The organism is Clostridium sp. CTA-5, assembly GCF_054768135.1.
Genome location: NZ_BAAAAT010000002.1, coordinates 300,825 through 316,866, shown reverse-complemented (window position 1 = coordinate 316,866; position 16,042 = coordinate 300,825). Strand labels below are relative to the sequence as shown.

General features: G+C 22.8%; 12 protein-coding genes. 7 read left to right on the top strand and 5 right to left on the bottom strand.

Annotated features, from left to right (window positions below):
- Positions 1-195 precede the first annotated feature (195 nt).
- On the bottom strand, positions 196-960 hold the full coding sequence (locus ACYUET_RS06635) for a DeoR/GlpR family DNA-binding transcription regulator (protein WP_460278524.1): 765 nt from the start codon (positions 958-960) through the stop codon (positions 196-198).
- Between the two features lie 526 nt (positions 961-1,486).
- Between ACYUET_RS06635 and ACYUET_RS06630 the strand changes: the two genes are divergently transcribed.
- The 6 genes from ACYUET_RS06630 (at position 1,487) to ACYUET_RS06605 (ending at position 9,979) form a co-directional block, all read left to right on the top strand.
- Entirely contained in the window at positions 1,487-2,389 is a 903-nt protein-coding gene (locus ACYUET_RS06630; RefSeq protein WP_460278523.1) for a glycyl-radical enzyme activating protein, read from the top strand.
- Between the two features lie 5 nt (positions 2,390-2,394).
- Positions 2,395-4,800: a glycyl radical protein gene (locus ACYUET_RS06625; protein ID WP_460278522.1), complete on the top strand. Its 2,406-nt coding sequence runs from the start codon at positions 2,395-2,397 to the stop codon at positions 4,798-4,800.
- A 12-nt stretch (positions 4,801-4,812) separates the two neighbouring features.
- Positions 4,813-5,481, top strand: a complete 669-nt coding sequence (locus ACYUET_RS06620) for a fructose-6-phosphate aldolase (RefSeq protein ID WP_460278521.1) — start codon at positions 4,813-4,815, stop codon at positions 5,479-5,481.
- A gap of 882 nt (positions 5,482-6,363) precedes the next feature.
- Complete coding sequence (glpQ, locus tag ACYUET_RS06615) at positions 6,364-7,437, top strand: glycerophosphodiester phosphodiesterase (RefSeq protein ID WP_460278520.1); 1,074 nt, start codon at positions 6,364-6,366, stop codon at positions 7,435-7,437.
- A gap of 566 nt (positions 7,438-8,003) precedes the next feature.
- Positions 8,004-8,747 carry a LytR/AlgR family response regulator transcription factor gene (locus tag ACYUET_RS06610; RefSeq protein ID WP_460278519.1) on the top strand — a complete coding sequence of 248 codons (744 nt, stop codon included), beginning with the start codon at positions 8,004-8,006 and terminating at the stop codon, positions 8,745-8,747.
- On the top strand, positions 8,741-9,979 hold the full coding sequence (locus ACYUET_RS06605) for a GHKL domain-containing protein (RefSeq protein WP_460278518.1): 1,239 nt from the start codon (positions 8,741-8,743) through the stop codon (positions 9,977-9,979). The genes ACYUET_RS06610 and ACYUET_RS06605 overlap by 7 nt, the downstream gene beginning before the upstream one ends.
- Positions 9,980-10,327: 348 nt before the next feature.
- On the opposite strand, the gene ACYUET_RS06600 is transcribed toward ACYUET_RS06605, so the two are convergent.
- A complete protein-coding gene (locus ACYUET_RS06600; RefSeq protein WP_460278517.1) occupies positions 10,328-10,444 on the bottom strand; it encodes a cyclic lactone autoinducer peptide in 117 nt (38 codons plus the stop codon).
- Positions 10,404-11,006 carry an accessory gene regulator B family protein gene (locus tag ACYUET_RS06595; protein ID WP_460278516.1) on the bottom strand — a complete coding sequence of 201 codons (603 nt, stop codon included), beginning with the start codon at positions 11,004-11,006 and terminating at the stop codon, positions 10,404-10,406. The genes ACYUET_RS06600 and ACYUET_RS06595 overlap by 41 nt, the downstream gene beginning before the upstream one ends.
- A gap of 434 nt (positions 11,007-11,440) precedes the next feature.
- Here ACYUET_RS06595 and ACYUET_RS06590 point away from each other — a divergent pair, with 434 nt between their 5' ends.
- On the top strand, positions 11,441-12,685 hold the full coding sequence (locus tag ACYUET_RS06590; protein ID WP_460278515.1) for an ATP-binding protein: 1,245 nt from the start codon (positions 11,441-11,443) through the stop codon (positions 12,683-12,685).
- Positions 12,686-13,186: 501 nt separating this feature from the next.
- Here the strand turns inward: ACYUET_RS06590 and ACYUET_RS06585 are convergent.
- The gene (locus ACYUET_RS06585; protein WP_460278514.1) at positions 13,187-15,112 is read right to left on the bottom strand and encodes an FUSC family protein; all 1,926 of its coding nucleotides are present in this window, start codon (positions 15,110-15,112) and stop codon (positions 13,187-13,189) included.
- Positions 15,113-15,549: 437 nt separating this feature from the next.
- Entirely contained in the window at positions 15,550-16,026 is a 477-nt protein-coding gene (locus ACYUET_RS06580) for a PTS sugar transporter subunit IIA (protein ID WP_460278513.1), read from the bottom strand.
- Positions 16,027-16,042: the final 16 nt, after the last annotated feature.

The window sequence follows — 16,042 nt, the reverse complement described above, 5'->3', positions numbered from 1 at the left end:
GCAACTGTTATTACTAGATTAAAAAAGTAGCTTCCTTTACGATCATGGGGCTACTTTTTTGATATTTTATCTATAAGTAACACTATAAGTGATAGTCTAAATCTATGATTTGGTTATTAGAACTTACACACAGTGAAAATGTTAAAAGTGCTAGTAAAAATAATTATGCCTAAAATAGTAACATTGCTTAAAAATTTAATTATATAATTCAACATTAAAGCTTTCTAATATTTTCACTACATTTCTATCTGGAATTTTATCTGTAACTATTCCATTAATGTCATTTAAATTTGAAAAAGTATATATACCATGAGAATAAAATTTTTCATTTTCTATTAATATGTAAGAATTATTACTTGAATTAATTATTTCTTGTTTTGTATTTCCTTCTTCTAAATCAAAATTATAAATATCTCCATTTTCTAAATTTATGCCTGAACTTCCAATAAAGGCTTTATCAAATCTATATTTTTTTAATGTATTAATAGTTTCTGCACCAACTGTTCCGCCTAATTCTTTATTGTAAATTCCACCAATAACAATTAGTTTACAGTTAGAATTATTTTTAAATAATTCAGGTATAGATGACATATTTGTTATTAAGGTTATTTTTTTATCACTATTTGCAATTAATTCTGCTAATAAAAAGTTTACACTAGAGATATCTAAAAATAATGTATCAGAATCTTTTATTATATTAAATGCTTTTTTTGAAATTACGTGTTTATTTTCAACATTTTTATGCATTCTAGTATCAATATTTAAAGTTTTTTTAATTTCATTATTTGCTATAGCACCACCATAAGTTCTTGTTAGCTTACCTAGACTTTCTAATCTTTGAAGATCTTTACGTATCATTCCATCAGACACACCAAATTTTTCACTAAGATTTTTAACAAAAACTTTTCCTTCTTTATTAACTATATCTATTATTTCTTGTAATCTTTCTTCTTGAAACATTTTGTACTTCCTTCCTAAAATAAAACAATTGATTTTAATAATTAGCTATATTTTAAAATAGTATTGATATTAGTATAAGAACAAAAATGGCATTGGAATTTTCTTCTTAGAATTCTTAAGTAAAAGTGAAAATCCAAATTTTATCTGATAACAAGTATCTGTAATTTTATAGCAGTTACATGTCAATAAATAACTAATTCTAACCATTAGTTAAATATAAACTTTATCTGATGATTAGAATTCTGTTTATACTATAATATCAATATTTACTTAAATCATAGCTTTATAATTTAATTCATAATTATAATAACATAATAATTAATTATTATTATAGCCTAAAATGATAATAAATAATACTAAATGATATTAAAATTATTGACAAATATAAAATTGAGGGTTAAAATAAAATCAAACAATAATAAATAATAACAAATAAAATTAAATGATAAAAAATAATACTACTTGAAGGAGGTGAAGTTTAGTGAGAATTTATTCATAAGAGTATGTATCTCACTGAATACAAATTATGGAGAAAGCACTTATTTGTAATATTGAAAAATATGCTACCCATGATGGACCTGGAATTAGAACAGTAGTTTTCTTTAAGGGATGCCCACTAAAATGTATATGGTGTAGTAATCCTGAAACTCAAAGTAAAAAAAATGAACTATATTATAACAAGAATAAATGTATTAGTTGTGGAAGTTGTATAAAAAATTGTGATAAAAATGCACTTTCTTTTGAAGATAATCTAATAAAAATTGATAGAGATAAATGTACTAGTTGTGGTAAATGTACGAAGATGTGTCCTACAGATGCTTTGAATTTGGTTGCAACAGAAATGACTATAAATGAAGTATTTAAAGAAGTTATTAAAGATGAAATTTTTTATTCTAAATCTGGAGGTGGAGTTACATTATCAGGTGGAGAAGTATTAAGCAGTGGAGAATTTACATTAGATTTACTTAAAAAATGCAAAGAAAATTATATTAATACAGCAATTGAAACAAGTGGATTTGGAGATACTGAAATTCTTTTAAATTTATCAAAATTTTGTGATTTAGTTATGTTTGATATTAAAAATACTAACAATGAACTTCATAAAAAATTTATAGGTGTGGATAATTTTCTAATAATTAAAAATTTAGAAAGTTTAAGTAAAGTTCATAACAATATAATTATAAGAATTCCATTAATACCAACTTTTAATGATAATGAAGAAAATATAAAAAAAGTTATTAATATAGCTTTAAGAAATGGAATAAGAGAAATTCACTTATTGCCTTATCATTCATTAGGTAAAGAAAAGTATAATCAATTAAATAGAAATTATGATCTTGAGGATATGAAAACGCCTAATAAGGATAAAACAGAAAGCTTAAAAGAAATTATTGAAAAAAATAATATTAAATGTGTTATAGGAGGTTAGTAAAAATGAGAGATTATACAATTAAAAGTGAAAGAATAAAAAAATTAAGAGAGAGCGTACTTAATAAAACTCCTTCTGTTTGTATTGAAAGAGCTAGATATTTTACTGAAGCTTATAAGGAAAATGAAGATAAGCCAATATATATAAAGAGAGCTAAGGCTGTAGAAAAGACTTTAGAAAATATGAGTATTTATATTAAAGATGGTGAACTTATAGTTAGTAATCAAAGTTCTGATGAAAGAACAGCACCAATATTTCCTGAATATGCTGTTCAATGGATAGAAGATGAATTAAAAGAATGTGGTAATTTTAATAAAAGAGAAGGAGATAATTTCTATATAGATGAAAAAAATATAGATGAACTTTTGGAAATAGTTCAATACTGGAAGGGCAAAACATTAAGAGATAAGTGCTATGGAATAATGCCAAAAGAAATAAAAAAAGCAATTAATGTTAAGGCAATACATGGAGAAGGAAATATGACTTCAGGAGATGGTCATATAGTTCCAGACTTTGAAAAAGCTTTAAAATTAGGCCTTTCTGGAATAATAAAAGAAGCAGAAAAAGCTTTAGAAAAAATTGATATAAGTGCAAATGATGGATTTAAAAAGAAAGCTTTTTTAGAATCAGTAATAATCATAAATAAAGCTATCATAAACTTTGGATTAAGATATAGTGAACTTGCTAAAGAATTAGCACTTAAAGAAAAAGATATAAATAGAAAAAATGAATTATTATTAATATCAGATATATGTTCAAGAATACCAAAAGAAGCTCCAAAAAACTTTTATGAAGCAGTTCAAATGATTTGGTTTGTACATTTAGTAATACAAATAGAAAGTAATGGTCACTCAGCATCATTAGGTCGTGTTGATCAATATTTATATCCTTACTATAAAGAAGGAATAGAAAATGGAACCTTAACAGAAGATTTTGCTAAAGAATTATTACATTGTTTATGGATAAAATTATTTTCTATATTAAAGATTCGTCCAACATCTCATGCAGGGTATGGAGCAGGATATCCAACTTATCAAAATGTAACAATTGGAGGATGTAATGAATTTGGAGAAGATTGTACAAATGATTTAAGTTATTTAATATTGCAATCAGTTGGGGAAATGAAATTAACTCAACCAAACCTTTCAGCAAGACTTTTTTCTAATAGTAGTGAAAGATTTATAAGAGAATGTGCAAATGTTATAAAAACAGGATTTGGAATGCCAGCACTTCATACTGATGAGATAATAATACAAGCATTATTAAATAAAGGTGTTAATTATAAAGATGCATATAATTATACAATGGTAGGGTGTGTAGAAGTTGCAGTTCCTGGAAAATGGGGATATAGATGTACTGGTATGAGCTTTTTAAACATGATAAAAGTAGTAGAGTTAACTTTAAATGATGGATATGATAAAAGAACAGGTGAAACCTTACTTAGTGGAAATGGAGATTTATTAAACTTTAATAATTTTGAAGAATTATGGACAGCATGGGAAAAGAACATAGCTTACTACACAAAATTAACTGTTGCATTAGATAAAATTGCCGATACAAACCTTGAAGAATTTCCAGATATATTCTGTTCATCATTAGTAGATGATTGTATAGGTAGAGGAAAATCTATTAAAGAAGGCGGAAGTGTTTATGATATAGTTGCAGGTCTTCAAGTTGGTTTAGCAAATGCAACCAATTCATTATCAGCTTTAAAAGATATTGTTTTTGATAAAAATATACTTTCTAAAGAAGAAGTAATGAGTGCATTAAAAAATAATTTTGAAGGTTTAGAAGGAATTAAAGTTAAAAAAATATTATCTTCTTCACCTAAGTATGGAAATGACATAGATTATGTTGATAATATGGCAAAAGATGTTTATCAAACTTATATAAATGAAATATCAAAATATAAAACAACAAGATATGGTAGAGGACCTATTGGTGGAATTTATGGACTTTCAACATCTGGAATTTCTTCTAATGTACCAATGGGATGTGTAACAGGTGCTACTCCAGATGGAAGAGTCGCATGGACTCCAGCAGCAGAAGGGGCATCTCCAATGCAAGGATCAGATATAGAAGGACCAACGTCTGTTTTAAAATCTATAACTAAGTTACCTACTATATTAATTACCGGTGGACAATTATTAAATATGAAATTTTCACCTAATTTATTAGTTGGAGAAGATCAATTTACAAAGTTTATTAATCTTATAAAATCTTTTGTTGCAATGAAAGGATGGCATATACAATTTAATGTAATAGATACTAAAACTTTAAGAGAAGCTCAAAAGGACCCTGAAAAATATAGAGATGTAATTGTTAGAGTAGCTGGTTATTGTGCTCAATTTGTAACGTTAGATTCAACTACTCAAGAAGATATAATATCAAGAACAGAAGAAGTATTTTAGGAGGAATTAATTATGATATATATGATAGATACAGCAAATATTGAAGAAATTAAAGATGCTATGGAGTATTATCCACTTAGTGGAGTGACGACAAATCCAAGTATCCTTTCCAAGGAAAATAAAGACCTAATAAGTTTATTAAAAGAGATTCGTACTGTTGTTGGGGAAGAAACAATGATACATGCACAAGTTATTTCCACTTCTACTGAAGGTATGATCAAAGATGCAGAGTATTTAAAAGAAAATATAGGGGGAAACTTATATATTAAGATTCCAGTTACAAAAGATGGGATTAAAGCTATAAAAATTCTTAAGTCAAAGGATTTTAATATAACTGCTACAGCTATATTTACAGCTCAACAAGGATTAATGGCATCAGTTGCAGGTGCAGATTATATAGCTCCTTATGTAAATAGAATTGATAATTTAAGTGGTGATGGCGTAGGTGTTGTTGGATGTTTAATAAATATGATAAGAGAATATAATCTATCTACTAAAGTTTTAGCTGCTTCTTTTAAAAATGTTCAACAAGTACATGAAATAAGCAAATTAGGTGGACATTCTGTTACAGTTGGAAAAGATATTTTTAATAAATTAATCGAACATCCAATGACTGATTGGAGTGTTGATAAATTTATAGAAGACTGGGAGAAAGCTTTTAATAGAAAATCTTTAATTTAGCCTATGTTTTAAAATGCCAGTTTGCCCTTATACTAAAATATCAATATTCATTTAAAACATAATATTAATTTAATATATATTTTAATTAAGAGCATTTAATAAAAAACTTACTTATAAATAACCACACCAATTTTTAGTATAATTGTTTTATAAATAAATTTAATACTAAGAATTGGTGTATTTTTATTTTTAGGAAATTATTAAAATTTAAATTAATGTATGACTTATATTAAAATGTAATTTATAAAAATAGAGATAGATAATTTTAAAAGTAAATTCCAATACTAGTGAGCTCTTATACTAAATGTTAAGAATGTTTTAAAAGATACCCGAAAAGATATAAGAAAAATATATTTGATTTATGATTTTTTATTTAAAAATATCGCTAAGTTTTAAGTAAATGTTTAGATTGTTTTATAAGCTTATGGAGATAGGAATTTACTTATCATATTTTCTTTATAATTATTAAAAAATGGGGAGCGTAAAAAATCGACATTTCTATAGTACCACTTGGAAAATTATTCATTAAGAAAAATAAATTTAATATTTTTCTTAATGAAATTAAAACTAAAACAAATTATTGTAAATAAAAAATTAAAAGTTTTATATTTTATGATATAAAAAAATATATTTTGTATAATATTGAGATTGAAATAGAAAATAATTTGTAAAAATTTGCTTGAATATTTAATGTTTAAATATTACAATAATTACATAAAATATTTAAGAAAACGTTTAAAAAGAGAAAATATAATTTGAAATTTATATAAGAGATAATATATTTGTATGTATAAGAGATAATATATAATTAAAAATTTAAATATTTACTTTTTAAAATTTGTTTTCGTATTAAAAATATGATTAAAAAAAGGGGAGTTTATTATGAAAACAAAAATGCATGCAAAAACTATTGCTTTAGTACTATCAGCACTTACAATTACACAATTTGCCTTAGTAAGGCCAACACAAGTACATGCTGCTACTGAACCACAAAAACAAATAATTGCTCATAGAGGAGCATCAGGATATTTACCTGAGCATACTTTGGAAGCATATTCTATGGCATATGCAATGGGCGTAGATTATATAGAAGCAGATGTTAATATTACTAAAGATGGTATTCCAGTAGTAATGCATGATACTCATTTAGATACTACAACTAATGTAGCCAAGCTTTACCCGGAAAGAAAACGTTTAGATGGAAGGTATTATATAGTTGATTTTACATTAGATGAAATTAAAAAACTTAGTGTACATGAACGTATAGACCTCGCAACAGGAAATCCTGTTTTCAAAGATAGATTTATCTTAGATAATTCTCATTTTGAAGTACCAACTTTAGAGGAAGAAATTCAACTGATTCAAGGACTTAATAAAAGTACAGGACGTGATGTGGGAATATATCCAGAATTAAAGTTCCCTAAATTCTATAAAGAAAATGGATTTGATATAGGTGAGATAACTTTAAAAATGCTTGATAAATATGGATATAATAAAAAAGATGCTAAGTGTTATATTCAATGTTTTGATCCAACTTATTTAAAGAAGTTTAAGGAAACTCTAAAACCTAAATGTAAATTAGTTCAATTAATAGGTCATTCAGATTGGGATGATAACAAAGGTGATGATGTTCCATATTTACTTTCAGCTAAAGGGTTAAAAGAAATATCAAAATATGCTGATGGTGTAGGACCATCTATAGATCAAATATTAGATGAAAATGGGGAACAAAAAAAGAGTGATTTAGTTTGTAATCCAAACTTTGTAAAAGATTCACATGATAATAACCTTGAAATACATCCATACACAGTACGTAAAGATGATTTACCTAAGTACGCTAAAGATGCAGATGAACTTATTAGAAAATTATTATTTGACGTTAATGTAGACGGACTATTCTCAGATTTCGCTGATATAGGAGTACAAGCTAAAAATGAAGGCCCATTAAAAAAATAGTAAGCATGAATTAATTATGTTTAAAAACAGTTTATATTGTAGTATAAACAAAGTTTTAGACACGGGTAAAATTTGCTTTGAACTGACAGTTAGAAATTGTTATGTTTTTAACTGTCGCTTATTAAAGTAGTTTTCCTTAAGAGTTATATGCCCTTCTTATATTAAACAGTTTAAAGAATAAAATTGTTTAATATAAGGAGGGCATATTTTTATTATTTTATTAAGAATATATAGATTTTTACTAAAAAAATTTTATATTGATACGACAATATAAAGTAATAGTATTTTAGTTCAATTATAATAATTTAACTAAAAAGTTTGTTTATAGCATGAAAATTGTATAATATTTTATAATGTTGTATCATAGACAAAGAAAGCTTTTAAAGAGAGTATTAAAGTAAATTTAATATTTTTATTAAAACAGATTTTTTAGATAGCAAAACAGCAAAACGGGGCAGAAATCTCATTTAGAATTATTAAATAAAGAATTAAAATTTATATAAAAGTTTTAATTATTAAATTTAATAAAAGTAGTAAATGATTAAAATTTGGATTGGAGGGATTTTTTGTACTCAATTATTTTAGTAGAAGATGATTTTATGCAAAGGACTATTTTAAAGAAAATGTTAACTTCTACATATGATTTTGTGAGAGTTTATGAAGCAGATAGTGAAAGTGGTGCTTTAGAAATAATAGAAAATAACGAAATTAACATGTTTATAATAGATATTAGTTTAAAAGAATCTTCAGGGTTGGATCTTGCAAAAAAGATTAGAAATATTCCTAAATATGAATTTAATCAAATAATTTTTTTAACAACTCATATTGAATATATAACTCAAGCATTTAAACAGGTACATTGTTATGATTATATATTAAAACCATATGATAAAGATGATGTATATGCCATGTTGAATAGAATTATTCTTAATGAAAATAAAAAAACTTTAGAAGATAATAAAGAAATTGTTGTAACATTAAAATGTGGAATATATATAGGAATAAAGATAAAAGAAATTGTTTTTATTGAAGTAAAGGGAAAAAATTGTGATATACATACTCCAACAGGAACATATACAGCTACTAACATAAGTTTAAAAAAAATAATGAAATTAATTGATTCAGAAAATATACTGCAAAGTCATAGAGCTTTTGCTATAAATGTAGATCATATATCTAAAATAGAAAAAGTAGATAGTAAGTTAAGTATTATATATTTTAATGGAACTTCTGAACAAGCATTTTTAGGGTATAAATTTAAAAATAATGTTATAGACCAGTTTAAAAAAGGTAAAGTGATACTATGTTAAGTAGTTTTCTTATAAATGGGCTAGATACAATTAATATATTATATTTATATACAAGCCTTATTAAAAAAAATAATAATATATTTAAATTATTATTATCAGTATTACTTATTTCACCTATGATTACAATTACTGAACAATTAGGAATTAACTTTGTTGTTATATATATAATAAATATTACAATAATTAAACTTATATATAGAGAAAATATAAAGGAAATAATATTAAAGTTCTTTTTAGTAGTGCTCATAGATATGATTTTGCAATTAATGTTTTCATTAGCTATTGATAGATTTATTTATGACTATACACTTAAGGCAGTTATTGTAGAGTTTATAATATTATCAGGTATATTAATATTCTCAAAATTGAACTTATTAAATATTAATTTTAAGCCTATAGATAGTGGTGTATTAATTTACCTAATATCAATATTTAGTATATACTCTATAGTCTTTAAATTTATTTGGGATTATGATAATAAAATAATTTTAAATAATTTATTATTAATTTTTCTAATAATGAGTGTACTAGTTATTTCTCAAATATTGATATATATTTATCTCATTAAATTAGTAAAAGAAAAAGAGAAATTAAAGATTTCAACTGAATATAATGTTGTTATTAATGAAATAGTAGAAGAAATAAAAAGAAGGCAACATGATTTTGCTAATTACAAAAATACAATAAAAGGCATAGTGGAAGTCTTAGATGAAAAAGAAATAAAACCGGCAATTATTAAATATATAAAAGGTGAAGATGTATCAGATAATAATATAAATAATCTTATATATATTGATAATTTTATTATTAAGTCTATAATATACAGAAATATATGTAGAGCTAAACAATACAATATTAATTTTAAATATGAAATCCAAAATAATATTTTGGATAATATTTTAAATTATCATGAAATTTCTAATTTATTAAGTAATTTATTAAATAATGCTTTTGATGAACTTATAAAAAATGAGTGTAATAAAAAAAATATAGAAATTAAGATTTGCGCTGTAATGAATGAATCACATTTGATTATTAAAAACCAAGTTGCTAATCCTAATAACATTGATATAAGTAAAATATTTAAAAAGGGATATTCAACTAAGGATCATGATAAAAGGGGTTATGGATTATATAATGTGCAGGAAATAGTTAATTCTAATAAAGGACATATAAAAATAAACCTAGAATCTGATGAGATTATCTTTGATATTTGCTTTAAAAATTTCTAATATAAGTGAATTAATTAGAAATTTTTATATTCTAAAATAATAATAAGAAAAAATAAAGAAAAAACACTACACTAAATAAAAAATTATATTATTTAGTGTAGTGTAAAATGGTACCTATAGGAAGAAACTTAAAAAAGTGTCTTCCTATAGGTGATTTTTTTATATTTCATTAAGGTTTGGATTAGTAGTTTTACCAAAAGAAAAGTACCTAAAAGGATTAAAGTTTATATGATGTTAAAATTTAATTCTTTATTGCTTTTAACTTTCAGATTATCTAATGTTTTTTGTAATTCGTTTATTAAACTATAATATTTTTTTATTCATTTTATTAGTATTTTTTTAGATAAGTTATTTTAATTCCTCAGGATAATCTGGTTCGCCATAAAACCCAGTACAAGTTGAGTGTGATATTAAACCAAATAGTTTAATTAATACTGTTGAAAAAAGTCTTATAGATTTTTGCATTTGAAATTCCCCCTTTTATGTTAAGTATAATTACTTGAAGTATTTGTAAAAATATGCTTATAAATATGCAATTACATATTTTCGTATTAGATAATCTAAAAAATAAAATACTCCAAAAAGTAAGTGATATTAAAGATAATATTTTTAACATCACTTTATTTTTTATAGGCCTTTTTCCATTATTACATGGAGCAAAAATTAAAATAGTAATAATCGAAAATATAAAAAATAATAAATAAAAATTAGTAGGTAATTTAATTGATAAGTTACTAAAAAATAATATGCTTAAAAAATAAATTACGCTAAATATTAAACATGAACTAAAAGTTTTACAATGAATACCACCTAAGAATAATCTTATTGAAATTAAAATAATAAATGAAAATAAAAAAATAGATAATTCATTTAAACTTAAAAATATTAAGAATAAAATCAAGAATTTAATTAAATCTCCTAAGATTACTTGTAGTGAATATTGTATTTTTAGCAAATCATTTTTTGTTAAAGAACTATTATTTTGAGCTAAATATTTAGATATTAAATTTGATAATGTTTTTAACATTTTAACCTCACTTATATTTTAGGTAAATATATACATATAATATTATAACTTATTATGAAAAATTATCAAATTAATCTAATATTTATCAATATTATCTAATAATATCTAATATTATTAAAAATGTATAATTTTATGGGAAAAAATACATTTTTTCAAAGATTATTTAAATTTATTTTAAAATAGAACATACCAGAAATCGACAAATCAACTATTATTTTTATTAAAGTTAATATATTTTTAAAATTTTCTAAAAAAATTCACTTTAAGTACGATAATAGTAGTGTAGTAGTGTAATGATGTAGTTACGTTTATTTAAAGAAGATGGGGAGTGATATTTAGTATAAGATTAGTGAAATGATAGGATTATATAGGGAGAAGTATTTTTGTTAGATACTAATTTCTATATATGAATTTAACAAAGGAAAAGTGATAGTATGTTAGAAAATTTTGTAATAAATAGTATAGATTCAATTAGTGTGATTTATTTATGGACATGCTTAACAAAAAATAATAATAACTTATATAAATTATTTTTTTGTATAATTAGTTCTTCTATTATACTTACAGGAAATCAGCATTTTAAATTAAATTTTATTATATCATATATAGCTATTATTACAGTACTTAAAGTTATATATAAAGAGGGATTAAAAGATACTGTATTAGTGTTTCTTCTAGTGTTATTTGTAGATATAATTCTACAATTAATATTTTCTCTAATTGCTGTTAGATTTATATCTACTTATACACGTCAAGGAATGGTTGTTGAATCATTAGTGTTGATTATAGTAATTATATTTTCAAAGATGAAGTTTGGGAAGAAGAAAATTAGTTTTGATAATATCGAGAGTAATATTTTAATATATTTAATTTCAATATTTGGTGTATATGTTATAGTTTTCAAAATTATTTGTGAGTATGATAGTAAAATAATTTTTAATAATACATATATAAGTATAATTATAATAAGTGTATTGTTTATTTCTCAAATATTAATATACTTATATCTTACTAAAGTAATAAAGGAAAAAGAAAAGTTAAAACTTTCAAATGAATATAACAATCTTATTGATGAAATAGTGGAAGAAATAAAAAGAAGACAACATGATTTTGCTAATTATAAAAATACAATAAGAGGAATAGTGGAAGTTTTAGATGAAAAAGAAATAAAACAAGCAATTACTAATTATATAAAAGATGAAGATATATATGATAGTAATATAAATGAGCTTATATACATAGAGAATGTAGTTATTAAATCTATAATATATAGAAGTTTATGTAAAGCAAAAAAGTATCATATTAATTTTCATTATGAGATAGAAAATTATGTTCTTGATGATATATTAACTTATCAAGAAACTTCTAATTTATTAAGCAACTTATTAAACAATGCTTTTGATGAAGTTTTAAGAAATGAGTGCAATGAAAAAAATATAGATATTAAGATTTTTTCTGAAATTAATAAATCACATATAGTTATTAAAAACCAAGTAGTTAATTCAGAAGATATTAATCTAAATAAAATATTTAAAAAGGGATATTCAACTAAAAGTAATGATACAAGGGGCTATGGATTGTATAATGTACAAGAAATAGTTAATTTGCATAAAGGATATATTAAAATAAGGGTAGAAGATGATGAAATTATATTTGATATTTATTTTGATAATCTTTAATTTAAGTTAAATAATCCCAAAAATGAACTTGAATAGTTTATTTTATTGCATTAAAGAGAAAAAAAAAGGAATAAAAAGAATAATTAAGAATAAACAATACATTAAATACAGATAAGTTATTTATTTGCCTTTGGTGTATTGTTTTTTGAATTTAGAAGAATAACGGTTTACTTAATCCATATGTTATGTAAATATATAGTTACAAGATAACTATTCAGCTTAAAAATAATCCGAATTTTAATTATATCTGTTTTGCGACAAAATTTCGATTATTACCATTAATTATCATGTTGATTTCATAATAGTTTAACTCAAATACATATGTCGACATTAAACAAGTTAAACGATTGTTTGTATATTAATATTTCAATAATAAGTAAGATCAATCCTTCAGCTGGATAGTTATTAAACAAAAAAACATTTCAAAGTGATAAGAAATTAATTTCTTATCACTTTTTTAATATAGAAATTTATTATACTAATTTTGTTCCATATTTAAGTTTATAAGTTATTAATAATTTTTTGAGCTAATAAATATATATTTTTTACATGAGAGTGTATTTTACATATATGTATTAATATTAATCTTTCAGTATCACTGCTTAATGAAGTGAAAATTTGTTTTGCTTTTTTTTCGAGATCTTCTTGATTAATAGTTACTTTCAAATTTTCTGATATTGATTTTATAAAAGCATGATTATCATCTAAATAACTACCTGTTTTAAATAAAAAACTTATATCAGTAATAAAATTGCTTTGCTCACTTAATAAATTATCAATATCATTAAATTTTAATTCTTTATTGTTGAAGTTTATTTTTTTCCAAAGATAATTATCAGTAAGTATCATAATATCTAATCTATTTTTATCTATCTTATCTTTCTCTAATTCATCTAATATACTTTGATTTAAATTTATATATTTTGTTAAAGTATTTATAGTATCGTCTCTTAATGTGTAAGGAAAGAAAATATTTATTATAATAGCTGTAACAATTGCAGCTATTAATGTAAATAGGATTCTGTATTCAGTTAATATAAGAATTACATTAGTAGGATACATTATTTTAATACTTAACATAGAAGTAAAGGTTATAAATATACATTTTATATCATAAGAAACTGTAAAGATTAAAAAATACGCAAATATAATTAATAAAATTATCATAAAAATTATATTACCATTTATAATAAAGTTTATTATATTAAATAAAATAGAACCTATAATTGTTCCAATTACTCTATCTTTAATTTTTTGATTAGTCTGTTCAGCATATGGCAATAAAAATACTATTATTGCATATATAGTCCATTGTCCTTCATATATATGAAAATAATTTACTATAAAAATAGATAAAGAAATTAATATAGATGCTTTTATGGCTAAATTAAATCTTAATGAAGTCATTGTAAAATTATTCTTTAATCCATACATATTTTCTTTAATTAATTTTAATAATTTAATAGTTTGATTCATATAAATAGAGGTAGTATTATCTATATCTTTTATGCAAATATAAGCTTCTTCTATTGAAGCTTTTAAACTATAATAATTATATTTATCTATATCATTTGATAAGTTTTTTGTTTTTAGATTATTATAATGATTTTCTAGGTTGAATTTTAGATTTTCCAAATTATTTTCATTTAATATATATAATTTTATATCTTCAAATATTTTTTTAATTTTTTTTAGAAGAACTATATTACCTCCTCTTTTCTTTAAGAGAGGAATAAGTGTACTAATTTTTTTACACAAAACTATTATTATATATTTTATATAAATACTGTTTAAGTCTTTTCTGGATTTTTCTATTTTTTCATATATCTTTAGTTCAATATTTTTTAATTTTGTATTAATTAACTTATTTTTAGAATGTATTGTTTTATCAGTCAAAATTAAATTTATTTCGTCTAAAATTAAATCTACAATCTCTATAATTTCGTTATTTATAATTTTATGAAAATCATATTTAGAGAAGGCAGAGTATAATAACATTATTAATATTCCAGAAAATATAAGAGCAAGTAATCTTATAGGCATATAGTTTAATTCAACTGGAGAATATACTAAGTTTAAATATGTTGTTATAAAACCAAGACTTTTTAATGGCTTAGCATCATAACTAAATATATAATAAATAATAAAACTTATAAAGAATGTAAGGATTATTCCTAAAAGTGGATTTATATTTGTAATATATGCAAAAATGCCTATAATAACATTTATTGTGGAAAACAATAAAGTAGTAGAGAGTATATTACCTTTATAATCTTCTTTGAATATCGTTGATGCTGTAATAACAGCACCTATTCCAACAACTAAATTATTTTTACCAAATAGATAAAATATAAAAATAGATAATACAACTACTAAAAATATTTTTATTTTAATTAAAGTTAAGTTACTTTTTACATTACTTTTCATATTTATACACACCTTTAAAAGTATTTGTTAAAATTTAAGATTAAGATAACTAAAAAAATAAACTTAGTTTAAATTTATATATAATTATTATAAGAATGTGAAGAAATAGATGATTATATGCAACAAAACTCAATAGGGTCTAAATAAAAAAATCAGATAGAAAAAAGAAAGCCTTATAAATGCAGCTTTTGAGTTGTTATAAGAAATCCTCCAAAGGTACAAAAATTATAACTTTGGAGGATTTTTTTAGATAGGTCCATATTAATTTAATATATTTAAGTAAATTTCTCTTTACATGAGCTTTATTCGATAACTAGTATCTTTAATTTCATAACGGTTATAGGCTCATTGATAACAATTTCTAATCTTCAGATGAAAGCAAGTTTCACTGCGACTAATAACTTTGTTTATACTATAATATTAACATTGTTTTTTAATTATAGTTTATATTCAATAACAGGAGTTTCTCCACAACAAACTGTTTGATTAACTATTGGAGTTAATAGTTTTAATTTGTCATGATTAACTATAAGTACAGGAGTTATTAGAGAAACTCCTTTTGATTCTATGAAAGTTCTATTTAATTTTAAGATAGGAGTTCCAGCTGTTACTTTAGTGTTTACTTTTTGTAAAACTTCAAACCCTTCTCCATTTAATTCAACAGTTTCTAAACCTACATGTACTAATAATTCAATTCCCTCATCAGTAGTCATTGCAAATGCATGTTTACTATCCATTATCAGTGTTATTGTACCATCGCAAGGGGCAACTACTGTATCATCTGTAGAGTCTATAGCAACACCGTCACCTGCCATTTTTTCTGCAAATACTGGATCTGGAACTTTATCAAGACTTATTGTTTGGCCAGAAATTGGTGCTATGATATGTAATGGTTTTTTAAAAAAATTAAACATTATTTATTATCATCCT